Annotated in this window: 18 protein-coding genes and 1 pseudogene; 10 read left to right on the forward strand and 9 right to left on the reverse strand. The window is 69.1% G+C overall.

The features are described 5' to 3' along the window. Both N415_RS25145 and N415_RS25150 read right to left on the reverse strand, forming a co-directional pair. On the reverse strand, positions 1-448 hold a 448-nt coding region (locus N415_RS25145; RefSeq protein WP_152531567.1), incomplete at its 3' end, for a PE family protein. Between the two features lie 81 nt (positions 449-529). Next, complete coding sequence (locus tag N415_RS25150; RefSeq protein ID WP_068187616.1) at positions 530-1,378, reverse strand: LLM class F420-dependent oxidoreductase; 849 nt, start codon at positions 1,376-1,378, stop codon at positions 530-532. A gap of 217 nt (positions 1,379-1,595) precedes the next feature. On the opposite strand from N415_RS25150, the gene N415_RS25155 reads away from it, so the two are divergent. The 7 genes and pseudogenes from N415_RS25155 (at position 1,596) to N415_RS25185 (ending at position 10,561) form a co-directional block, all read left to right on the forward strand. After that, positions 1,596-2,501: a DUF5336 domain-containing protein gene (locus N415_RS25155; protein ID WP_068187618.1), complete on the forward strand. Its 906-nt coding sequence runs from the start codon at positions 1,596-1,598 to the stop codon at positions 2,499-2,501. Between the two features lie 39 nt (positions 2,502-2,540). Continuing rightward, positions 2,541-3,725 (forward strand): annotated as a pseudogene (locus N415_RS25160) (DUF6350 family protein); the annotation flags it as partial. Between the two features lie 299 nt (positions 3,726-4,024). Then, positions 4,025-4,654 carry a phosphoribosylglycinamide formyltransferase gene (gene purN, locus N415_RS25165; RefSeq protein WP_068187622.1) on the forward strand — a complete coding sequence of 210 codons (630 nt, stop codon included), beginning with the start codon at positions 4,025-4,027 and terminating at the stop codon, positions 4,652-4,654. Further along, positions 4,651-6,219 (forward strand): bifunctional phosphoribosylaminoimidazolecarboxamide formyltransferase/IMP cyclohydrolase, encoded by a 1,569-nt coding sequence (purH, locus tag N415_RS25170; protein ID WP_068187625.1) that lies wholly within the window; start codon positions 4,651-4,653, stop codon positions 6,217-6,219. The genes purN and purH overlap by 4 nt, the downstream gene beginning before the upstream one ends. A gap of 63 nt (positions 6,220-6,282) precedes the next feature. Then, positions 6,283-7,647: an ATP-binding protein gene (locus N415_RS25175; RefSeq protein WP_152531568.1), complete on the forward strand. Its 1,365-nt coding sequence runs from the start codon at positions 6,283-6,285 to the stop codon at positions 7,645-7,647. Further along, positions 7,640-9,640, forward strand: coding sequence for a VWA domain-containing protein (locus tag N415_RS25180; RefSeq protein WP_068187629.1), 2,001 nt, complete (start codon positions 7,640-7,642; stop codon positions 9,638-9,640). The genes N415_RS25175 and N415_RS25180 overlap by 8 nt, the downstream gene beginning before the upstream one ends. A gap of 72 nt (positions 9,641-9,712) precedes the next feature. Next, the gene (locus N415_RS25185) at positions 9,713-10,561 is read left to right on the forward strand and encodes an aldo/keto reductase (protein ID WP_068187631.1); all 849 of its coding nucleotides are present in this window, start codon (positions 9,713-9,715) and stop codon (positions 10,559-10,561) included. 31 nt (positions 10,562-10,592) lie between these two features. On the opposite strand, the gene N415_RS25190 is transcribed toward N415_RS25185, so the two are convergent. From N415_RS25190 to N415_RS25220, 7 genes are all read right to left on the reverse strand, one after another. After that, the gene (locus N415_RS25190) at positions 10,593-11,201 is read right to left on the reverse strand and encodes a DUF1707 domain-containing protein (RefSeq protein ID WP_068187686.1); all 609 of its coding nucleotides are present in this window, start codon (positions 11,199-11,201) and stop codon (positions 10,593-10,595) included. Positions 11,202-11,316: 115 nt separating this feature from the next. Then, the gene (locus tag N415_RS25195; RefSeq protein WP_068187633.1) at positions 11,317-12,087 is read right to left on the reverse strand and encodes an enoyl-CoA hydratase family protein; all 771 of its coding nucleotides are present in this window, start codon (positions 12,085-12,087) and stop codon (positions 11,317-11,319) included. Next, positions 12,087-13,253, reverse strand: coding sequence for an acyl-CoA dehydrogenase family protein (locus N415_RS25200; RefSeq protein ID WP_068187635.1), 1,167 nt, complete (start codon positions 13,251-13,253; stop codon positions 12,087-12,089). The genes N415_RS25195 and N415_RS25200 overlap by 1 nt, the downstream gene beginning before the upstream one ends. After that, positions 13,250-15,247: a biotin carboxylase N-terminal domain-containing protein gene (locus N415_RS25205; protein WP_068187637.1), complete on the reverse strand. Its 1,998-nt coding sequence runs from the start codon at positions 15,245-15,247 to the stop codon at positions 13,250-13,252. Before N415_RS25205 ends, N415_RS25200 begins: the two co-directional genes overlap by 4 nt. A 5-nt stretch (positions 15,248-15,252) precedes the next feature. Then, positions 15,253-16,848, reverse strand: coding sequence for an acyl-CoA carboxylase subunit beta (locus N415_RS25210; protein ID WP_068187639.1), 1,596 nt, complete (start codon positions 16,846-16,848; stop codon positions 15,253-15,255). A 73-nt stretch (positions 16,849-16,921) separates the two neighbouring features. Further along, positions 16,922-18,070, reverse strand: a complete 1,149-nt coding sequence (locus tag N415_RS25215) for an acyl-CoA dehydrogenase family protein (RefSeq protein ID WP_068187641.1) — start codon at positions 18,068-18,070, stop codon at positions 16,922-16,924. Further along, a complete protein-coding gene (locus N415_RS25220) occupies positions 18,067-19,770 on the reverse strand; it encodes an acyclic terpene utilization AtuA family protein (protein WP_068187645.1) in 1,704 nt (567 codons plus the stop codon). The genes N415_RS25215 and N415_RS25220 overlap by 4 nt, the downstream gene beginning before the upstream one ends. 228 nt (positions 19,771-19,998) lie before the next feature. On the opposite strand from N415_RS25220, the gene rpmF reads away from it, so the two are divergent. From rpmF to N415_RS25235, 3 genes are all read left to right on the forward strand, one after another. Then, entirely contained in the window at positions 19,999-20,172 is a 174-nt protein-coding gene (gene rpmF / locus N415_RS25225) for a 50S ribosomal protein L32 (RefSeq protein ID WP_066942127.1), read from the forward strand. 63 nt (positions 20,173-20,235) lie between these two features. After that, positions 20,236-20,922 (forward strand): two-component system response regulator MprA, encoded by a 687-nt coding sequence (gene mprA, locus N415_RS25230; RefSeq protein WP_067013606.1) that lies wholly within the window; start codon positions 20,236-20,238, stop codon positions 20,920-20,922. Between the two features lie 16 nt (positions 20,923-20,938). Then, positions 20,939-22,513, forward strand: coding sequence for a HAMP domain-containing sensor histidine kinase (locus tag N415_RS25235; protein WP_068187647.1), 1,575 nt, complete (start codon positions 20,939-20,941; stop codon positions 22,511-22,513). Positions 22,514-22,561: the final 48 nt, after the last annotated feature.

Genomic DNA, 22,561 nt, shown 5'->3' on the forward strand with positions numbered 1-22,561 from the left:
CGCCGTTGCCGCCGCTACCGATCAGGAATCCGCCGGGCGCGCCGTCCGCCCCGCTGAGAGGTGCGGCGTTGGCGCCGTTACCGATCAGCGGGCGGCCGAACAGCACCTGGGTGGGCGTATTGATCACGCCGAGGATTTCCTGCTCGACGGCCTGCAATGGCGACGAGCTGGCCGCCTCCGTGGCCGCGTACGAGGCGGAGCCGGCGCTCAGCAGCTGTACGAACTGGGCGTGGAAGGCGGCCGCCTGGGCGCTGAGCGCCTGATAGGCCTGGCCCTGCGCGCCGAACAACGCCGCGATGCCTGCCGACACCTCGTCGGCGCCGGCCGCCAGCAGTTCGGTTGTCGTGGCCGCGGCGGCCGCGTTGGCCGTGCCGAGTGTCGCCCCGACATTCGCCAGATCCGTTGCGGCCGCTGTCACCAGTTCCGGCGTCGCGATCAAGAACGACATGGGACACCTCCCAGCACGTCACGATCCGGACGTGAAGGAGCAAATCGTATCGGCTCGGGTGTGCGAGCCGCTGGGGTTTGGCTAGACCGCGGCGGCCAGCTTGCCGGCCAACCGCTCCACATAGGCGGCGATCTCGTCTTCGGGGCGGTCCGGCAAACCGAACAGCACCTCGGTCACCCCCAGCTCGGCCCAGCGCGCCAGCTTCTCGGGGATCGGCTTGAAGTCCAGCGCGACGATCTGCGGGGCGCCGTCGCGCCCCGCGGCCGCCCAGGTGTCCTGCAGCAGCCTGACCGGCTCGTCGATGTCGAAGTCGCGCGGCGTGGTGATCCAGCCGTCGGCGCTGCGCGCGATCCACTTGAAGTTCTTCTCATTGCCGGCCGCGCCCACCAACACCGGAATGTGCGGCTGCACCGGCTTCGGCCAGGCCCAGCTGGGACCGAACTTGACGAATTCGCCGTCGTAGGCGGCCTCTTCTTCCGTCCACAACGCACGCATCGCCTCGATGTACTCGCGCAACATGGTGCGCCGGCGGCCGGCCGGCACCCCGTGATCGGCGAGCTCGTCGGTGTTCCACCCGAACCCGACGCCGACGCTGACGCGGCCCCCCGACAGATGGTCAAGGGTGGCAATGCTTTTCGCCAGCGTGATCGGGTCGTGCTCGACGGGCAGTGCGACGGCAGTCGACAGCCGCACCCGGGAGGTGACGGCGCATGCCGCGCCCAGGCTTACCCATGGGTCTAGCGTGCGCATGTAGCGGTCGTCCGGCAGCGACGCGTCGCCCGTCGTGGGATGGGCCGCCTCACGCTTGACCGGGATGTGGGTGTGTTCCGGCACGTAGAAGGTGTGGAAGCCGTTGTCGTCGGCAAGCTTGGCGGCGGCCGCCGGGGAGATGCCACGATCGCTGGTGAAAAGCACGAGCCCGTAATCCATGCACAGGATTAGAACGTGTTCTACCGATGCGGGGCAAGCTACCGGGGCGCGGCGTCCCGGCGCGCCCGTCCGGACGTGCGCTAGCGTGGGTGATCGATCGCGCCGCTACGCGACATGGGGAAGGTGTTTCGAAGCGGCGCGCCCAGCGGCACCGCGTCGCGCTTGAATGTGACACCGCCGAGACACTTCAAGACCACGGGAAGCAACAGGAGGAGTCATGACCTACTCGCCCGGTAGCCCCGGATATCAACCCCAGCAGCCCGCCGGCTCCTACGCGGGCAGCACACCGTCGTTCGCCAAGACCGACGACGGCGAAAGCAAGCTTCCGCGGATCCTGAACATCGCGGTCGTGGTGCTCGGCATCGCGGTGTATCTGCTGAACTTCGGCCCGACGTTCACCATCGGCGCCGACCTGGGCCCGGGCGGTGGACGCGCCGGCGATGCCGGCACCGCGGTCATCGTCGCGGTGCTGGCTTCCCTGCTGGCCGCAATCAGCTTGCTGCCCAAGGCCAAGAGCTACGTAGGAATCGTCGCGGTGATCGCGACGCTGGGTGCGCTCCTGGCCATCACCGAGACCGTCAACACGCCCGCCGGTTTCGCGATCGGCTGGGCGATGTGGCCTCTGGTGGCCTGCAGCATTTTCCAGGCGATCGCCGCCATCGGTGCGTTGCTGCTGGACGCCGGCGTCATCACCGCACCCGCCCCGCGGCCCAAGTACGACCCGTACGCGCAGTACGGCCAGTACGGCCAATACGGCCAATACGGGCAGTACGGACAGCAACCGTCCTACTACGGGCAGCAGCAAGCGGGACACCAGGAGCCGCCGCGGCCGTCCGGGTACGGCGCGCAGTACGGGGGCTATCCGTCGAGCCAGGACGTGACCCAGCAGGCGATCCCCACGTCGACCGGCGGCTTCGGTGCACAGCCCTCGCCGCAGTCGGGTCCGCAGCCGACCGCGCAGCATCAGCAGGGACCGTCGACGCCACCCACCGGTTTTCCCAGCTTCAGCCCGCCTCCGTCGTCCAACGAGTCGCAGGCGGGTTCGGCCCCGGCCGAGCAATCCAGCCACACCGGCGGCCAGGAGCAGCAGTCGCCGTCGTCCGGGCCGGCGGCACCGGCCTAAACGTGCGCTCTCGCGCGTAGTCGGGCACGTGCGCCAAGAGTGACAAGGGTGTCGGAAAGCGCGGACAACCGGGCGGCAGGCGCTCGCCAGGCGCGCGACCTTGTCCGGGTGGCGTTCGCGCCGGCCGTGGTGGCGTTGGGCATCATCGCCGCGGTCACGTTGCTGCAGTTGCTGATCGCCAACAGCGACATGACGGGTGCGCCGGGCGCCATCGCCAGCATGTGGCTCGGAGTGCACCAGGTGCCGATCTCGATCGGTGGCCGCGAACTGGGCGTGCTGCCGCTGCTGCCGGCCCTGTTGATGGTGTGGGGCACCGCGCGCACCAGCGCAAGGGCGACCTCTCCCTCTTCGTCATGGCTGGTCGTCCGGTGGGTGATCGCCTCCGCGCTGGGTGGGCCGCTCCTGATGGCGGCGATCGCGCTCGCAGTCATTCACGACGCGTCGTCGGTGATCACCGAGCTGCAGACGCCCAGCGCCCTGCGGGCGTTCGCGAGCGTGCTGGTGGTGCACGCCATCGGCGCCGGGATCGGCGTGTGGTCGCGGGTGGGCCGGCGCGCGCTGGCGGCATCGCCGCTGCCCAACTGGCTCGGTGATTCGCTGCGCGCGGCGGTGGCCGGTGTGCTGGCGTTGCTCGGGCTTTCCGGCCTGGTGACCGCGGGCTCGCTGGTCGTGCACTGGTCGACGATGCAAGAGCTCTACGGGATCACCGATTCGATATTCGGAGAGTTCAGCCTCACGGTGCTGTCGGTGCTGTACGCACCGAACGTCATCGTCGGCACGTCGGCGATTGCGGTCGGGTCTTCGGCACACCTCGGTTTCGCGACGTTCAGTCCGTTCACCGTGTTCGGCGGTGACATGCCCGCGCTGCCGATCCTGGCCGCGGCTCCCACGCCGCCACTGGGTCCGGTCTGGGTCGCGTTGCTCATCGTGGGCGCCTCGTCCGGTGTTGCCGTGGGACAACAATGCGCCCGGCACGCGCTGCCGGTGCTGCCGGCGCTGGCCAAACTGCTGGTCGCATCGGTCGCCGGCGCGTTGGTGATGTCGTTGCTGGCTTACGGCGGCAGCGGCCGGCTGGGCAACTTCGGTGACGTCGGCGTCGACCAGGGGGCCCTGCTGATCGGCGTGTTCTTCTGGTTCGCGGTGGTGGGCTGGATAACCGTGGTGATGGCCGGCGGGATCCGCCCCATCCGGCTCAGGAGGCCCCGGCGACCGAGAGCCGCACCGGTGGAGGAGCCGGTGCTGTTCGAGGACCCGGAGGACGAGATCGACGACGAGCCGGCCGGCGAGTCCGTCGAGGAGGAGCCGACGATCAGCGAGGACGACGAGCCGGCCCGCGAGTCGGCCGCCGAGGACGACGAGGCTCCGCGCCCGGAGTGATCGAGACTGCGCTGAGCGCGCCGACACGCCGAGCGATATAGCGCTGGACGCAGAGTCGGCGCGGCGATACCTCCGACTAGGTCTGATTGTCGGGCTTCTCAGCGCGCCGTGCCGGCGCGCATCGTCGCCCGACTAGGCTCCCCGTTGTGCCCCAACCGCTTCACGTGCCCCCGAGCGCGCCGGCGCGGGTGGTGGTGCTGGCGTCCGGCACCGGTTCATTGCTGGGCTCGCTCATCGAAGCCGCCGCGGGTGACTATCCGGCGCGCATAGTCGCGGTCGGCGTGGATCGCGAATGTCGGGCCACCGAGGTCGCGGCGGCGGCGTCGTTGCCGGCGTTCACGGTCCGCCTCGGCGACTACCCCGACCGCACGGCCTGGGATGCGGCCATCACCGAGGCGACTGCCGCGCACTCGCCGGATCTCATCGTCTCCGCGGGGTTCATGAAAATACTTGGGCCGCAATTTCTTTCACGATTCTGCGGCCGAACGCTCAACACCCATCCGGCGCTGCTGCCGGCCTTCGCCGGGGCGCATGCGGTGCCCGACGCGCTGGCTTACGGTGTGAAGGTCACCGGCTGTACGGTGCACCTGGTAGACGCCGGTATGGACACCGGGCCGATATTGGCGCAGGAGCCCGTTCCGGTGCTCGACGGCGACAACGAAGAGACACTGCATGAGCGCATCAAGGTCATCGAACGGCGACTGTTGGTGGATGTGGTGGCCGCGATCGCAACCCGCGGCGTGACCTGGACCGGACGAAAGGCGAGCATAGGATGAGCGACGAGTCAAGAAGGGCGATTCGCCGCGCGTTGATCAGCGTGTACGACAAGACGGGGCTGATCGAGCTCGCCGAGGGCCTGAGCGCGGCGGGCGTGGAGATCGTCTCCACCGGTTCCACCGCGAAAACCATTGCCGACAAAGGAATTTCGGTCACGCCAGTGGAGGAGCTGACCGGCTTCCCCGAGGTGCTCGACGGGCGGGTCAAGACGCTGCACCCGCGGGTGCACGCCGGGCTGCTGGCCGACCTGCGCAAGCCCGAGCACGCGGCGGCGCTCGAGGAGCTCGGGATCGCGGCGTTCGAACTGGTCGTCGTCAACCTGTATCCGTTCAGCGAGACCGTCGATTCCGGCGCGGGCATCGACGAATGCGTCGAGCAGATCGACATCGGCGGCCCGTCGATGGTTCGGGCGGCCGCCAAGAACCATCCCAGCGTGGCGGTCGTCGTCGACCCGCTCGGGTATGACGGCGTCCTCGCGGCGGTGCGCAACGGCGGATTTACCCTCGCCGAGCGCAAAAGGCTGGCGTCGCTGGCGTTTCAACACACCGCGGACTACGACATCGCCGTAGCCGGCTGGATGGAGTCGACGCTGGCACCCGAGCATCCCCCTACGGCGTTCCCGCAGTGGCTCGCCGGCAGCTGGCGGCGCACGACGATGCTGCGCTACGGCGAGAACCCGCACCAGCAGGCGGCGCTCTACAGCGACCCCGGCGCCTGGCCGGGCCTGGCCCAGGCCGAGCAGCTGCACGGAAAAGAGATGTCCTACAACAACTTCACCGACGCCGACGCGGCGTGGCGGGCCGCCTTCGACCACGAAGAGACGTGCGTGGCAATCATCAAGCACGCCAACCCTTGTGGGATCGCGATCTCGTCGGTGTCGGTCGCCGACGCGCACCGCAAGGCCCACGAGTGCGATCCGCTGAGCGCCTTTGGCGGCGTGATCGCGTCGAACACCGAGGTCAGTGTCGAGATGGCGGAATACGTCAGCACCATCTTCACCGAGGTGATCGTGGCGCCGGCCTACGCGCCGGGCGCCGTCGAGGCGTTGACGCGCAAGAAGAACATCCGCGTGCTGGTGGCCTCCGAGCCGCTGGCCGGCGGCACCGAGCTGCGACCGGTCAGCGGGGGACTGCTGGTGCAGCAGCGCGACCAGCTCGACGCGCACGGCGACAACCCGGTCAACTGGACCCTGGCGACCGGGTCACCGGCCGACCCGAACACCTTGACCGATCTGGTGTTTGCGTGGCGGGCCTGCCGCGCGGTCAAGTCCAACGCGATCGTGATCGCCGCCGACGGCGCCACCATCGGCGTCGGCATGGGGCAGGTCAACCGCGTCGACGCGGCCCGGCTGGCCGTCGAACGCGGTGGCGACCGGGTGCGCGGCGCCGTCGCGGCCTCGGACGCGTTCTTCCCGTTCCCCGACGGCCTCGAGACGCTGACGGCCGCGGGCGTGAAGGCGGTGGTGCACCCGGGCGGATCGGTGCGCGACGACGAGGTCACCGCGGCCGCGGCCAACGCCGGCATCACCCTGTACCTCACCGGGGCCCGTCACTTCGCGCACTAGGCCGCTTAGCGGGTGGCCGTAGCGGGTTACGCGTAGCGTGGAGTGGTGCCATCACCGAGCAACATGCCCCGCACGGTCGGCGAACTGCGCGCCGCCGGCCACCGCGAGCGGGGAGTCAAACAGGAAATCCGCGAAAACCTGCTGACCGCGCTGGCTGAGGGGGACGAGGTCTGGCCCGGCATCCTGGGCTTCGACGACACCGTGTTGCCCCAGCTGGAGCGCGCGCTGATCGCCGGTCACGACTTCGTGCTGCTGGGCGAACGCGGCCAGGGCAAGACGCGGCTGCTGCGGGCGCTGGTCGGGCTCCTCGACGAGTGGACACCCGTCATCGACGGCGCCGAGCTGGGCGAGCACCCGTACCGGCCGATCACGCCCGAGTCGATCCGGCGGGCCGCGACCCTGGGCGACGACCTGCCGGTGGCGTGGAAGCACCGCAGCGAGCGCTACACCGAGAAGCTGGCCACACCGGACACCAGCGTCGCCGACCTGGTCGGCGACATCGACCCGATCAAGGTCGCCGAGGGCCGCAGCCTCGGTGACCCGGAGACCATCGCCTACGGGCTGATCCCGCGCGCACACCGCGGCATCGTCGCGGTCAACGAGCTGCCCGACCTGGCCGAGCGCATCCAGGTGTCCATGCTCAACGTCATGGAGGAGCGCGACATCCAGGTCCGCGGCTACACGCTGCGCCTGCCGCTGGACGTGCTGGTGGTCGCCAGCGCCAACCCCGAGGACTACACCAACCGCGGCCGCATCATCACCCCGCTCAAGGACCGGTTCGGCGCCGAGATCCGCACCCACTACCCGCTGGAGCTCGACGCCGAGGTGGGCGTGATCGTCCAGGAGGCGCACCTGTCCGCGCAGGTGCCCGACTATCTGATGCAGGTGATGGCGCGGTTCGCCCGATACCTGCGCGAGTCCAACTCGATCGACCAGCGATCCGGGGTGTCGGCGCGGTTCGCGATCGCGGCGGCCGAGACCGTCGCCGCCGCCGCCCGGCACCGCGGCGCGGTGCTGGGGGAGACCGACCCGGTGGCCCGGGTGGTCGATTTGGGCACGGTCATCGACGTGCTGCGCGGCAAGCTGGAATTCGAGTCCGGCGAGGAGGGCCGCGAACAGGCCGTGCTGGAGCACCTGTTGCGCCGCGCGACCGCCGACACCGCGGCCCGCGTGCTGGGCGGCATCGACGTCGGCGCGTTGGTGGCTGCGGTCGAAGGCGGCTCCGCGGTCACGACGGGCGAGCGGGTGTCGGCCAAGGACGTGCTGGCCGCCGTGCCCAACTTGCCCGTCGTGGACAAGATCGCCGCCAAGCTGCACGCCGAATCCGAGGGCGAGCGGGCGGCGGCATTGGAGTTGGCGCTCGAGGCGTTGTATCTGGCCAAGCGGATCGACAAGGTGTCCGGGGAGGGCCAAACCGTTTATGGCTAAACCTGTTTCGAGAGGCCATTCGTCGCGATACTCCGCGTACACCGGCGGGCCCGACCCGCTGGCGCCGCCGGTAGATCTGCGCGAGGCGCTCGAACAGATCGGGCAGGACGTCATGGCCGGCACCTCGCCGCGGCGCGCGCTCTCGGAGTTGCTGCGCCGCGGCACCAAGAACATGCCCGGCGCCGATCGGCTGGCGGCCGAGGCGAACAAGCGCCGACGGGACTTGTTGCGCCGCAACAACTTGGACGGCACCCTACAGGAGATCAAGAAGCTGCTCGACGAGGCCGTGCTGGCCGAGCGCAAGGAGCTGGCCCGCGCGCTGGACGACGACGCCCGCTTCGGCGAGCTGCAGCTGGACGCGCTTCCGGCGTCGCCCGCCAAGGCCGTCCAGGAGCTTTCCGACTATGACTGGCGCAGCGCCGAGGCACGCCAAAAATACGAGCAGATCAAGGATTTGCTCGGCCGCGAGATGCTGGACCAGCGTTTCGCCGGGATGAAGCAGGCCCTGGAGGGCGCCACCGACGAAGATCGCCAGCGCGTCAACGAGATGCTGGACGACCTGAACGAACTGCTGGACAAGCACGCCAAAGGCCAGGACACCCAGCAGGACTTCGAAGACTTCATGGACAAGCACGGCGAGTTCTTCCCGGAGAACCCGCGCAACGTCGACGAGTTGCTGGACTCGCTGGCCAAGCGCGCCGCGGCGGCGCAACGCTTCCGCAACAGCCTGAGCCCCGACCAGCGTGCCGAGCTGGATGCGTTGGCGCAGCAGGCGTTTGGTTCACCGGCGTTGATGGAGGCGTTGGGCCGACTCGACGCCCATCTGCAGGCGGCGCGGCCGGGCGAGGACTGGACCGGCTCCGAGCAGTTCTCCGGCGACAACCCGTTTGGCATGGGCGAAGGGACGCAGGCGATCTCGGACATCGCCGAGCTGGAGCAGCTGGCCGAGCAGCTGTCGCAAAGCTATCCGGGCGCCACCATGGATGACGTTGACCTGGACGCGCTGGCGCGCCAGCTCGGCGACGAGGCGGCCATCGACGCGCGCACACTCGCCGAATTGGAACGCGCCCTGGTCAATCAGGGCTTCCTGGACCGTGGTTCCGACGGCCAGTGGCGGCTCTCTCCGAAGGCGATGCGCCGGCTCGGCGAGACGGCGCTGCGCGATGTGGCGCAACAGCTTTCGGGTCGCCACGGCGAGCGCGACCATCGGCGCGCGGGCGCTGCGGGCGAGTTGACCGGCGCGACGCGGCCCTGGCAGTTCGGTGACACCGAGCCGTGGAACATCCCACGCACGCTGACGAACGCGGTGTTGCGGCGGGCGGGAACCGCTCCGGTCAAGGGGGCGGACGGCGCTGTCTCGCTGCGGATCACGGTCGACGACGTCGAGGTGTCCGAGACCGAGACCCGCACCCAGGCCGCCGTGGCGCTGTTGGTCGACACGTCGTTTTCGATGGTGATGGAGAATCGCTGGCTGCCGATGAAGCAGACGGCGCTCGCGCTCAATCACCTGGTGTGCACGCGTTTTCGCTCGGATGCCTTGCAGATCATTGCCTTTGGGCGGTACGCCCGGACGGTGACGGCCGCCGAGCTGACCGGCCTGGAGGGTGTCTACGAGCAGGGCACCAACCTGCATCATGCGCTGGCGCTGGCGGGTCGCCACCTGCGCCGGCACCCCAACGCACAGCCCGTCGTGCTGGTGGTGACCGACGGCGAGCCGACCGCTCACCTGGAGGACTTCGACGGCGACGGTTCGGCGGTGTTCTTTGATTACCCGCCGCATCCGCGGACCATCGCCCACACGGTGCGCGGATTCGACGACATGGCGCGGCTCGGCGCGCAGGTGACGATCTTCCGGCTGGGCGACGACCCCGGTCTGGCCCGGTTCATCGACCAGGTCGCGCGGCGCGTCGAGGGCCGCGTCGTGGTGCCCGACGTCGACGGCCTGGGGGCCGCCGTGGTGGGCGACTACCTGCGGTCGCGGCGGCGTCGGTAAATCCCTTCAGTGGAATAGATACTTCCCCGACCGGGTAGTCGGGCGGAGAGGTGCGAAGAGGTAAGGAGACGCATGAGCAACGTTCCAACGATCGAACTCAACGACGGTGTGCGCATCCCACAGCTGGGCTTCGGCGTGTTCCAGATCAAGCCGGACGAGACGGCTGCGGCCGTCAAGCGCGCCCTCGACATCGGATATCGCCACATCGACACCGCGGAAATGTACGGGAACGAAAGGGAAGTCGGCCAAGGGATCCGCGACGCGGGCTTGGACCGCGCCGACGTTTTCGTTACCAGCAAGCTCAACAACGGCTTCCACAAGCCCGACGATGCGCGCCGCGGATTCGACAAAACGCTGGAGGCCCTGGATTCCGATTACGTGGACCTGTTTCTCATTCATTGGCCGCTGCCCACCCTCTACGGCGGGGACTTCGTCTCCACCTGGAAGGTCCTCGAGGAGTTCGCGAAAGACGGCCGCGCTCGCAGCATCGGCGTGTCGAACTTCCAGGTCGAGCATCTGGAGCGCCTCGCCGCGGAAACCGAAACGGTCCCGTCGGTCAACCAGATTGAGGTTCATCCGTACTTCACCAACGAGCAGGTTCGCGGCTACGGGCGCGATCACGGCATCGTCACAGAGGCGTGGTCGCCGATCGCCCAGGGCAAGGTGCTCGGCGACCCCGTGATCAACCGCATCGCCGACGCGCGCGGCAAGTCGCCGGCGCAGGTGGTGTTGCGCTGGCACGTTCAGCGCGGCGACATCATCTTCCCGAAATCGGTCACGCCGGAACGGATCAGGGAGAACTTCGAGCTGTTCGACTTCGAACTGGACGGCTCCGACATGGACGCGATCACGGCATTGGACAAGGGGGAAGCAGGCCGCAGGGGCCCCAATCCCGACAAGTTCGATTACATTCCGGGCTAGAAGCGCTCAGAGCGGTTGGGACGCAACGCGTTTAGCGGGGCCGGCGGGCCTTACGCTTGATGCCCACCCCGCCCCAGAGCGAGAAGCCGCGAATGTTCACCTTCGGCGCGCCGGGCGTGCCCTGGCCTAGTACCGTGTGGTCGAAGCCGCCCATCACGCCGCGGCCGTGGATCTCGACGTTGACCTCGGGTGGCAGCAAGATGTTCTGCGCGCCCATGATCGAGATCGCGTGGATGTCGACCTCGGTGGAGGTGAAGTCCGCGTAACGCAGGTCCACCACCCCGGTGCCCCAAAAGGTGAAGGTGGTGAGCTTCTTCGGGACGTTCCACCGGCCGCGCCGCTCGAAATTGCTCATCAGGGCGAGCAGCAATGTCGACGGCGCTGGGTTGGGCTTGCCGCCCCGGCGGGGGCTTAGCATCGTGCCCGGCAGGTCGGCCCTGAGCTCGTCGAGCTCCTCATAGGTGGTCGCCGCGTAAGCCTTCGTCAGGCGGTCTTCGTAGTCCTTCATCTGCAGGCGGCCCTGCTCGGCCGCATAGGTGAGCAACTGCGCGACCTGGATGCGATCCGTGTCGGCCGCGCGGGACGGTACGTCGCGCGCGGCCTGCGTCTCGCCGGCGTCACGCTGCGCTGAGTTGCTCATCATCCACGAGCGTACGACGTAGAAGTTTTGCTGCAAGGGGGTTGGCTAAACTGCAACGTTCGTCCCAGGTCAAGCTCGGGCCTGGCGGCTTGTTGCCGCAGGTCGCGCCGCCCCGTTAGACGTTTGCCCAACTGGGTGGGCGCTTCTGCAGGAACGCCAGCATGCCTTCGCGGGCTTCGTCGGAGACGAACAGCCGGGCCGATTCCTCGGCGAGACGGTCGGCGTCGCGGTCGAACCCGTCCAGGACTGCGGCGGTGGTCAGCGCCTTCGACGCGGCGAGGCCCTGCGGCGACCCACGGCTCACGTCGGCGATGACCTTCGCCACCGCGGCGTCCACGTCTTCGGCCGCGATGGTGACAAGACCGATCTCGGCGGCCACGGCCGCATCGAACGTCTCGCCGGTCAGGTAGTAGCGCGCCGCTGCGCGCGCCGACAGCTTAGGCAGCAGCGTCAGCGAGATGATCGCCGGCGCCACACCGATCCGGGCCTCGGTCAGCGCGAAGGTGCTGCGCGGCCCGGCGATCACAATGTCGCAGGCGCCAACCAACCCGAACCCGCCGGCGCGGACGTGCCCGTCGATCGCGCCGACCACCGGCAGCGGCGACGAGACAATGGCGCGCAGCAGCGCGGTCATTTCGCGGGCCCGCGCGACGGCCAACTCGAATGGGTCGCCGTCGCTTGCCTCGCCCAGGTCCGCCCCGGCGCAGAAGGTGCCGCCGGTGTGGCCCAGCACGACCACCCGCACGTGTGGGTCCGTGGCAGCGTTGCGGAGTCCCCGATGCAGTTGATCGACAAGGGCCGTCGACAGCGCGTTGCGGTTATGCGGCGAATTCAGCGTCAGCCGGGCGACATGCCCGTCGACCGAGTATTCGACGACGGCGTCCATCAGTACGACCGGGGCAGGCCCAACGACGTCTGCGCGACGAAGTTCAGCACCATCTCGCGGCTGACCGGGGCGATCCGTCCAAGCCGGGCCGAGGCGAGCATCGCCGCCACCCCGTACTCCTTGGTCAACCCGTTGCCGCCCATCGATTGCACGGCCTGGTCGACCGAGCGGGTGGCCGCCTCGGCCGCGGCGTACTTGGCCATGTTGGCGGCCTCGGCCGCGCCCCCGTCGTCGCCGTTGTCGTAGAGCGTCGCGGCCTTCTGCATCATCAGCTTGGCGAGCTCGACCTCAATGTGGCACTGCGCCAACGGATGCGACAGTCCCTGGTGCGCCCCGATCGGCGTGGACCAGACCTGTCGCGTCTTGACGTAGTCGACGGCCTTGCTCAGCGCGCACCGCGCCATGCCCACCGAGCTGGCCGCGCCCATGATCCGCTCGGGGTTCAGCCCGGCGAAAAGCTGTGCGATGGCGGCATCTTGGGCTCCGACGAGGGCATCGCTAGGCAGCCGGACGTCGTCCAGGAAGACCTGGAACTGGCGCTCGGGGCTGATCAGCTCCATCTCGATCGGGGTATAGGTGAAACCCGGTGCATCGGTCGGCACCACGAACAGCGCCGGGCGCAGCTTGCCGGTCTTCGCTTCCTCCGTGCGGGCCACCACCAGCACCGCCTGCGCCTGGTCGATGCCGGAAATGTAAACCTTTTGGCCCTTGAGGATCCAGTCGCCACCGTCGCGGCGTGCGGTCGTGGTGATCCTGTGCGAGTTGGACCCGGCGTCGGGCTCGGTGATCGCGAAGGCCATCGTCAGGGTCCCGTCGGCGATGCCGGGAATCCAGCGCTTTTTCTGCTCCTCGGTGCCGAACTTACTGATGATGGTGCCGTTGATAGCGGGTGACACCACCATCAGCAACAGCGCGCTGCCCGCGGCCGCCATCTCCTCCATCACCAGCGACAGCTCATACATGCCGGCGCCGCCGCCGCCGTATTCCTCGGGCAGGTTCACCCCGAGGAAGCCCAATTTGCCCGCCTCGGACCACAATTCGTTGGTGTGTTCGTGCGCGCGGGCCTTCTCCAGGTAATACTCGGCGCCGTAGTTGGACGCCCACTCGGACACCGCCTTGCGCAGCGCCCGGCGCTCCTCGTTTTCGATGAAGCTGCTGTCGGTCACTGTGAATCTCCTTCTGCTTCGGGCGCTTCCACTCTTGCCAGGACGGCGCCCACTTCGACTTGTTGACCGGTTTCGACGTTGAGCTCGGCGAGCACCCCGTCCGACGGCGCGGTGATGGTGTGTTCCATCTTCATCGCCTCCAGCCAGATCAGTGGCTGGCCGATCGCGACGGTGTCGCCGACGGCGGCGCCGACGCGGATGACGTTGCCGGGCATGGGCGCCACCAGGGAACCCTTTTCGACGGTCGAGCCCGGCTCCGGGAAGCGGGGCAGCGCGACCAGGTGAACGGGCCCGCGGGCCGAATCGACGTAGACGTCTTGAAGGGTGGGGCCGTACCGCCGCACCGCGAAGGTGAGTTCCACCCCGTCGGCGGCGAGCACGACCCGATCCGCCGCGGCGGAGATCAGCCCCACGGAAGGGTGGTCAGGCAGCGTCAAACCAGTTCTGGTGAAGCGGTATTCGACGTGGTGCTCGGTGTCGCCGTCGTCGCGGTAGTCCTTGGCCTGATAGCCCGAAGCCAGGTTGCGCCAGCCGCTGGGCAGAGACCCGAGGACTCCGGAGGTCTTCGCGGTGGCTCGGTTGTGCGCGGCGTCGGCAAGGGCTGCGGCGACGGCGGACAGCCGGATCGTGGCGTCGTCGGCCAGCGGTGCGGACAGTTCCGCCAGGCCGTGCGTGTCGAAGAACGCGGTGTCGGTGGCGCCGTCGAGGAACGCTGGATGGCGCAGCACGTTCACCAGCAGTTCGCGGTTGGTGCGCACGCCGTGGAGGCGGGCGCGGGCCAGCGCGTCGGCCAGCACCAGCGCGGCTTGCCGCCGCGTCGGGGCGTAGGAGATGACCTTGGCGAGCATCGGGTCGTAGTGGATCGACACCACCGATCCGTCGACGATCCCGGAGTCCAGCCGGATCCCGGTCCGGTGGCCTAGCGCCCCGAACTCGGCCCGGACCGCCGGCACGTCGATCGCGTGCACCGGCCCGGCCTGCGGCTGCCAGCCTTGCGCGGGGTCCTCGGCATAGAGCCGGGCCTCGATCGAATACCCCTGGGCCACCGGGGGTTCGGCCGGTAGGCGACCACCGGCGGCGACGTCCAGCTGCAGTTCGACCAGGTCCAGCCCGGTGGTCTCCTCGGTGACCGGGTGCTCGACCTGCAGGCGCGTGTTCATCTCGAGGAAGTAGAACTCACCGTCGTCGTCGGCGAGGAACTCGACCGTGCCGGCGCCGGTGTAGCCGATCGCGCCGGCGGCCAGCCGGGCCGCGTCGAACAGTTTGGCGCGCATGCCCGGCGTGCGTTCGACCAGGGGTGAGGGCGCCTCCTCGATGATCTTCTGGTGGCGGCGCTGGATCGAGCATTCCCGTTCGCCCACCGCCCACACGGTGCCGTGGGTGTCGGCGAGGACCTGGACCTCGACGTGGTGTCCGGTGGGCAGGTAGCGCTCGCAGAACACGGTCGGGTCGCCGAACGCCGACTGGGCCTCGCGCCGCGCGGCCGCGACTTCGCCCGCCAGGGCGGACAATTCGCGCACCACCCGCATGCCGCGACCGCCGCCGCCCGCCGACGCCTTGACCAGCACCGGGAGCTGAGCGTCCGTGACCGTGTCGGGGTCCAGTTCCTCGAGCACCGGAACACCGGCCGCGGCCATGAGCTTCTTGGACTCGATCTTGGAGCCCATCGCGCGCACCGCATCCACCGGCGGACCCACCCAGGTCAGGCCGGCGGCCTGCACGGCGGCGGCGAATTCAGCGTTCTCCGAGAGGAATCCGTAGCCGGGGTGGACCGCGTCGGCGCCGGCCGCGCGGGCCGCGGCGATGATCGCCTCGGCGTTCAGATAGTCGTTGGTGTTGGGTAGCCGCACCCGGGCGTCGGCCTCGGCGACGTGCGGCGAGGCGGCGTCGGGGTCGGTGTAGATGGCGACGGTGCCCAGGCCCAGCCGACGGCAGGTGGCGAACACCCGCCGGGCGATCTCGCCCCGGTTGGCGACCAGCACTCGAGTGACCATGGGGCTCACATCCGGAAGACGCCGAAGTTCGACGTCCCTTTGATCGGGCCATTGGCGATGGCGGACAAACACATTCCCAGCACGGTGCGGGTGTCGCGGGGGTCGATCACGCCGTCGTCGTAGAGCATGCCGGAGAGCACCAGTGGGAGGGACTCGGCCTCGATTTGGCCCTCGACGGCGGCCCGCATCGCGGCGTCGGCCTCCTCGTCGACCTGTTGCCCGCGGGCTTCGGCGGCCGCCCGGGCCACGATCGACAGCACGCCGGCGAGTTGTGCGCCGCCCATCACCGCGGATTTGGCGCTGGGCCAGGCGAACAGGAATCGAGGGTCGTAGGCGCGCCCGCACATGCCGTAATGTCCGGCGCCATAGGACGCGCCGATGATCAGCGAGATGTGCGGCACGGTCGAGTTGGACACGGCGTTGATCATCATCGAGCCGTGCTTGATCATCCCGCCCTCTTCGTAGTCCTTGCCGACCATGTAGCCGGTGGTGTTGTGCAGGAACAACAATGGCGTGTCCGAGCGGTTCGCCAGCTGGATGAACTGGGTGGCCTTCTGGGACTCCTCGCTGAACAGCACCCCGCGCGCGTTGGCCAAAATTCCGAGCGGGTAGCCATGCAGCCGGGCCCAGCCGGTCACTAGCGACGACCCGTACATGGGCTTGAACTCGTCGAAATCCGAACCGTCGACGATGCGGGCGATCACCTCACGCGGGTCGAAGGGGATGCGCAGGTCGGCGGGCACGATGCCGATCAGTTCCTCGGCGTCGAACAGCGGCTCGGTGATGGGCCCGGGCGCGGGCCCCTGTTTGACCCAGTTCAGCCGCGACACGATGCGCCGCCCGATGCGGATCGCGTCCAGCTCGTCGACGGCGAAGTAGTCCGCCAACCCCGAAGTGCGGGCGTGCATTTCGGCACCGCCGAGCGACTCGTCGTCCGACTCTTCCCCGGTGGCCATTTTGACCAGCGGGGGACCGGCGAGGAACACCTTCGAGCGTTCCTTGATCATCACCACGTGGTCGGACATGCCGGGGATGTAGGCGCCGCCGGCGGTCGAGTTGCCGAAGACCAGCGCGATGGTCGGGATGCCGGCCGCCGAGAGCCGGGTCAGGTCGCGGAACATCTGCCCGCCGGGGATGAAGATCTCCTTCTGGGTGGGCAGGTCGGCCCCGCCGGATTCCACCAACGAAATCACCGGCAGCCTGTTCTGGAAGGCGATCTGGTTGGCGCGCAGGATCTTTCGCAGCGTCCACGGGTTGCTGGTGCCGCCCTTGACGGTCGGGTCGTTGGCGACGATCAGGCATTCCACGCCCGACACCACGCCGATGCCGGTGACGGTGCTGGCGCCGATCTGAAACGCACTGCCGTACGCGGCCAGCGGGCTGAGCTCCAGGAACGGCGAGTCCGGGTCGACGAGCAGCTCGATGCGTTCCCGGGCGGTGAGCTTGCCGCGGGCGTGGTGGCGCTCGACGTACTTCGCGCCCCCGCCGGCGAGCGCCTTGGCCAGCTCGGCGTCGATCTCCTCGAGCCGTTCGGCCGCGGTCGACGCCGCGTCCGTGAACGCGGCGGAGTTGGGGTCGAGAGTGGACTGCAGGACGGTCACAGCCACCGCCGACGACGCAGTGGGGGTACCTCCCGCTTGCGGGGGACGGAGCGATGAGGAGAAGGCGGTGCAATCACGATTGGAATCCCAGTGTTTTGGCGGCCAGTGCGGTCAGGATCTCAGTGGTTCCCCCGCCAATGCCCAGGATCCGCATGTCCCGGTATTGGCGTTCGACTTCGGATTCGGCCATGTAGCCCATGCCGCCGAACAGCTGCACGGCCTGGTTGGCCACCCATTCGCCGGCCTCGACGGCGGTGTTCTTGGCGAAACACACGGACGCGATCAGGTTCGTCTCGCCCGCGAGCTCGCGCTCGACCACATTGCGGGCATACACGCGCGCCACGTCGATGCGGCGGGCCATCTCGGCCAGCGTGTTCTGCACCGACTGCCGCGAGATCAGCGGCCGGCCGAACGTCTCCCGGTCGCGGCACCAGGCCACCGTGATGTCCAGGCACCGCTGGGCGCTCGAATACGCCTGCGCGGCAAGGCCGATCCGCTCGGACACGAACGCCTGGGCGATCTGAGCGAATCCGCTGTTCGGCGCGCCGATCAGGTTGGCCGCCGGCACCCGCACGTCTGTATAGGACAGCTCGGCGGTGTCGGAGGACCGCCAGCCCATCTTGTCGAGCTTGCGGGTCACCTCGAAACCGGGCGTTCCCTTCTCGACCACCAGCAGCGAAACCCCTGCGGCGCCAGGGCCTCCCGTGCGCACCGCGGTCACGACGTAGTCGGCGCGGACCCCGGAGGTGATGTAGGTCTTGGCGCCGTTGACGACGTAGTGGTCGCCGTCACGCACCGCGCTGGTCCGCAGGTGCCCGACGTCCGAACCGCCGCCGGGCTCGGTGATGGCCAGCGAACCGATCTTCTCGCCGGCCAACGTGGGCCGGACATAGGTGTCGATCAGCCGCGCGTCGCCGGAGGCGATCATGTGCGGCACCGCGATCCCCGAGGTGAACAGCGACGCGAAGACGCCGCCGGGGGCGCCGGCCTGGTGCACCTCCTCGCAGATGACCACCGCGTCGGCGCCGTCGCCGCCACCGCCGCCGACCGATTCGGGAAAGCTCGCGCCCAGCAGCCCGGCCGCCCCGGCCCGGCGGTGCAGGTCGCGCGGCAGGTCGCCGGTGCGCTCCCACTCGTCCGCGTGCGGCAGGATCTCGCGTTCGGTGAAGGCGCGCACCGTCTTTCGCAGCTGTTCGCGCTCGGGGGTGGTCCAGATACTCACAAGAGGCTCTCCGGGATGTCTAGGTAGCGGCCGCGCAGCCATTCGCCCAGCCCCTTGGCCTGCGGATCGAATCGCGCGTTGTAGGCGACGCCCTGGCCCAGGATGCCGTCGATGACGAAGTTCACCGCGCGCAGGTTGGGCAGCACGTGCCGGGTGACGTCGAAGTCGGCCGCCTCGGGCAGCAACTCCTTGAGCTTCTCGACGGTCAGGGTGTGGGCCAGCCAACGCCATTGGTCGTCGGTGCGCACCCAGACGCCGACGTTGGCCGACCCGCCCTTGTCGCCGCTGCGGGCCCCCGCGATGCGGCCCAGCGGCGCCCTGCGCACCGGACCGGCCGGCAACGGCTCGGGCAGCGGTGGGGGTGCGGCGGGAGCCAGTTCCAAAGTGTCGGTGGCGCAAGGAATGTGGACGCGGGCGCCGTCGGCGTGCACGGCGACGTGCGGGACCTCCTTGGCGTCGACGTAGCCCGGGGTGAACACGCCGTAGACCTGGCCGTCGCCGGGCGGGGCCGTCACGTGGAAGCCAGGATAACTGGCCAGCGCCAGTTCCACTGCCGCAGAGGAGAACTGGCGTCCCACGTTGGCGGGGTCGGGGTCGCGGACCACGCAGTGCAGCAAGGCGCTGGCGGCCTCTTCGGTGTCGGCGTCGGGTTTGTCGGTGCGCGCCAGCGACCACTGCAGTTCCGCCGGCTTCGCCGTCAAAGCGGACTCGAGCTGCCGGCGCATCAGGTTGGCCTTGGCCTCGATGTCCAGGCCGGTCAGCACGAACGTCATGGCGTTGCGGAAACCGCCGATGCTGTTCAGCGAGACCTTCAGCGTGGGCGGCGGCGGTTCGCCGCGCACGCCGCTGATGCGCACCCGGTCGGGGCCGTCCGCGGTCAGTTCGACGGTGTCCATGCGGGCGGTGACGTCGGGATTGGCGTAGCGGGCGCCGGTGATCTCGTAGAGCAATTGCGCGGTGACGGTGTCGACGCTGACCAGTCCGCCGGTGCCGGGATGCTTGGTGATGACCGAGGAGCCGTCGGCGTGGACTTCGGCGAGCGGGAAGCCGGCGTGGGTCAGGTCCGGAATCTCCGTGAAGAACGAGTAGTTGCCGCCGGTGGCCTGCACGCCGCATTCGATCACGTGGCCCGCGACGACGGCGCCGGCGAGCCGGTCGTAGTCGGAGGGGGCCCAGCCGAAGTGGGCCGCCGCCGCCCCGACGATCACCGAGGCGTCGGTGACCCGGCCGGTGACGACGACGTCGGCGCCGTCGTTCAGGCAGTCCACGATCCCCCACGCGCCGAGGTAGGCGTTGGCGGTCAGCGGCGTGCCCAGGCCCAGCTCCGCCGCGCGGGGCAACAGGTCGTCGCCCTCGACGTGCGCGACGCGGGCCGGGACGCCCAGGCGCTCGGCGAGCGCCCGTATCGCGTCGGCCAGCCCGGCGGGGTTGAGGCCGCCGGCGTTGGCGACGATCCGCACCCCGCGGTCGCGGGCCTCACCCAGGCAGTCCTCGAGCTGCGTCAGGAAGGTCTTGGCGTAGCCGCGCTCCGGGTGCTTCATCCGGTCGCGGCCCAGGATCAGCATGGTCAGCTCGGCCAGGTAGTCGCCGGTGAGGTAGTCGACGTCCCCGCCGGTGAGCATCTCGCGCATGGCCGAAAGCCGGTCGCCGTAGAAGCCCGAACAGTTCGCGATGCGGACAGCGCCGGAAGCAGAGGCCATGCGTGTCCTCCATTCGTGGGCATACCGGTGACCGCGAACCAACCAACCACTCGGTAGGTTAGCGGGTACCCGCGGTGCCGCGTCAAGGACGCCCGGTCGACGGCGGGCGCCGTTTTGGCGACCAGCAGGCCACCGACTATCCTGATAGGCAATCGTCGCACGTTCGGCCTCACCGGCCACGCCCCGCGACATGCCCCATCAAGCCCGAACGAGGAGTTAGGCCCGACCATGGCCACACCCAAGCGCAGGATGTCGCGCGCGAATACCCGAAGCCGGCGCTCGCAGTGGAAGGCCACGAAGACCGAACTCGTCGGCGTGAACGTCGCAGGCCAGAAGCACAAGGTGCCCCGCCGGCTACTCAAGGCGGCCCGCCTCGGTCTCATCGATCTCGACAAGCGCTAATCTCGGCAAATACCCGGCGCGCCTCTCAGCCCGCTCTCAGGCGCTAGGACGAAACTAGTGGCCGTGCGCATACTTGTCGTCGACGACGATCGCGCGGTGCGCGAGTCGCTGCGCAGGTCGCTTTCGTTCAATGGCTATTCGGTAGAGCTCGCCCACGACGGGGTCGAGGCCCTCGACATGATCGCCAGCGACCGGCCCGATGCCCTCGTCCTGGATGTGATGATGCCGCGTCTGGACGGCCTCGAGGTGTGCCGTCAGCTCCGCAGCACCGGAGACGACCTGCCGATCCTGGTGCTCACCGCCCGCGATTCGGTTTCCGAGCGGGTCGCGGGCCTGGACGCCGGCGCCGACGACTACCTGCCGAAGCCGTTCGCCCTCGAAGAGCTACTGGCCCGCATGCGGGCGCTGCTGCGACGCACCAAGCCCGACGACGCCGCCGAGTCGGTGGCGATGACGTTCTCCGACCTGAGCCTGGACCCGGTGACCCGCGAGGTCACCCGCGGGCAGCGCTGCATCAGCCTGACCCGCACCGAGTTCGCGTTGCTGGAAATGCTGATCGCCAACCCGCGCCGGGTGCTCACCCGCAGCCGCATCCTCGAGGAGGTCTGGGGATTCGACTTTCCCACCTCGGGCAACGCGCTGGAGGTCTACGTCGGCTACCTGCGCCGCAAAACGGAAGCCGACGGTGAGCCGCGACTGATCCATACTGTCCGAGGGGTGGGATACGTCCTTCGGGAGACGCCACCGTGATGAGCCAGCACCAACGATGATCCGGCTCCGTCGGCGCCGGCGCGCACCGCTGCGCCCCACCAGCTCGTTGTCGCTGCGGTGGCGGGTGATGCTGCTGGCGATGTCGATGGTCGCGATGGTCGTCGTGCTGATGTCGTTCGCCGTGTACGCCGTGATCTCGGCCGCGCTCTACAACGACATCGACAACCAACTGCAGAGCCGGGCGCAGCTGCTGATCGCCAGCGGCTCGCTGGCCGCCGACCCGGGCAAGGCGATCGAGGGCACCGCATACTCGGACGTCAACGCCATGCTGGTGAACCCAGGCCGGTCCATCTACACCGCCAACCAGCCAGGCCAGATCCTGCCCGTCGGGACCGCCGAGAAGGCCGTCATCAACGGCGAGCTCTTCATGTCCCGCCGCACCGCCTCGGATCAGCGAATCCTCGCCATCCACCTGCCCAACGGCAGTTCACTACTGATCTCCAAGAGCCTCAAGCCCACCGAGGCGGTCATGACCAAGCTGCGCTGGGTGCTGCTGATGGTCGGCGGCGTCGGCGTCGCGGTCGCGGCGGTGGCCGGGGGCATGGTCACCCGCGCCGGGCTGCGTCCGGTGGCCCGGCTGACCGAAGCCGCCGAGCGGGTGGCGCGCACCGACGACCTGCGGCCCATCCCGGTGTTCGGCAGCGACGAATTGGCAAGGCTCACAGAGGCTTTCAACTTGATGCTGCGAGCGCTGGCCGAATCGCGGGAGCGCCAGGCGCGGCTGGTCACCGACGCCGGCCACGAACTGCGCACCCCGCTGACCTCGCTGCGCACCAACGTCGAGCTGCTGATGGCCTCGATGGAACCGGGGGCGCCGCGGCTGCCCGACCAGGAGATGGTCGACCTGCGGACGGACGTGATCGCGCAGATCGAGGAATTGTCCACGCTGGTGGGCGATTTGGTCGACCTCACCCGCGACGACGCCAGTCAGGTGGTGCACGAGGTCGTCGACATGTCCGAGGTGATCGATCGCAGCCTCGAGCGAGTCAGGCGGCGGCGCAACGACATTCGCTTCGACGTCGAGGCGATCGGCTGGCAGGTCTACGGCGACGCCGCGGGTCTGTCGCGCGCGGTGCTGAACCTGATGGATAACGCGGCCAAATGGAGCCCCTCCGGTGGGCGCGTCGGCGTCAGGCTGAGGCAACTCGACCCGACGCACGCGGAGCTAGTGGTCTCCGACGAGGGCCCGGGCATCCCGGTGCACGAGCGCCGCCTGGTGTTCGAGCGCTTCTACCGGTCGACGACGGCGCGGGCGATGCCAGGCTCGGGGCTGGGGCTGGCGATCGTCAAAAAGGTGGTGCAGAGCCACGGCGGGTTGCTCCGAGTCGAGGACACCGTGCCGGGAGGCCAACCCCCGGGCACATCCATCTATGTGCTGCTTCCCGGCCGCCCGGTGCCGGTTTCGGGATACCCGCCGGCCGATGCCGATACTGCGAATCTCGGTGCGGAAGCGAATCTCGGTGCGGAAGCCAAGACAGAACCGGCCGTGCCGCTCGCGAGGAGTGCGGAGAACTCTCGGGATTCGGCGAACGTTATCTCAGTGGACTCTCAGTCCGCGCGGGCAAGGTAGTTCTGCGGCTAGGGTTAGAACCTAGCCACGTCGAGCCGAAGAGCCCGA

The organism is Mycobacterium sp. UM_CSW (genome assembly GCF_000455205.1).
Lineage (GTDB): Bacteria > Actinomycetota > Actinomycetes > Mycobacteriales > Mycobacteriaceae > Mycobacterium.

What these genes read in the sequence shown, in the direction of transcription:
- N415_RS25150 (WP_068187616.1), bottom strand. Translation starts at nt 1,378, where the DNA reads ATGGATTACGGGCTCGTGCTTTTCACCAGCGATCGTGGCATCTCCCCG.
- rpmF (WP_066942127.1), top strand. Translation starts at nt 19,999, where the DNA reads ATGGCCACACCCAAGCGCAGGATGTCGCGCGCGAATACCCGAAGCCGG.
- N415_RS25190 (WP_068187686.1), bottom strand. Translation starts at nt 11,201, where the DNA reads ATGAGCAACTCAGCGCAGCGTGACGCCGGCGAGACGCAGGCCGCGCGC.
- N415_RS25185 (WP_068187631.1), top strand. Translation starts at nt 9,713, where the DNA reads ATGAGCAACGTTCCAACGATCGAACTCAACGACGGTGTGCGCATCCCA.
- N415_RS25195 (WP_068187633.1), bottom strand. Translation starts at nt 12,087, where the DNA reads ATGGACGCCGTCGTCGAATACTCGGTCGACGGGCATGTCGCCCGGCTG.
- N415_RS25155 (WP_068187618.1), top strand. Translation starts at nt 1,596, where the DNA reads ATGACCTACTCGCCCGGTAGCCCCGGATATCAACCCCAGCAGCCCGCC.
- N415_RS25175 (WP_152531568.1), top strand. Translation starts at nt 6,283, where the DNA reads ATGCCCCGCACGGTCGGCGAACTGCGCGCCGCCGGCCACCGCGAGCGG.
- N415_RS25220 (WP_068187645.1), bottom strand. Translation starts at nt 19,770, where the DNA reads ATGGCCTCTGCTTCCGGCGCTGTCCGCATCGCGAACTGTTCGGGCTTC.
- N415_RS25235 (WP_068187647.1), top strand. Translation starts at nt 20,939, where the DNA reads ATGATCCGGCTCCGTCGGCGCCGGCGCGCACCGCTGCGCCCCACCAGC.
- N415_RS25180 (WP_068187629.1), top strand. Translation starts at nt 7,640, where the DNA reads ATGGCTAAACCTGTTTCGAGAGGCCATTCGTCGCGATACTCCGCGTAC.
- purH (WP_068187625.1), top strand. Translation starts at nt 4,651, where the DNA reads ATGAGCGACGAGTCAAGAAGGGCGATTCGCCGCGCGTTGATCAGCGTG.
- N415_RS25205 (WP_068187637.1), bottom strand. Translation starts at nt 15,247, where the DNA reads ATGGTCACTCGAGTGCTGGTCGCCAACCGGGGCGAGATCGCCCGGCGG.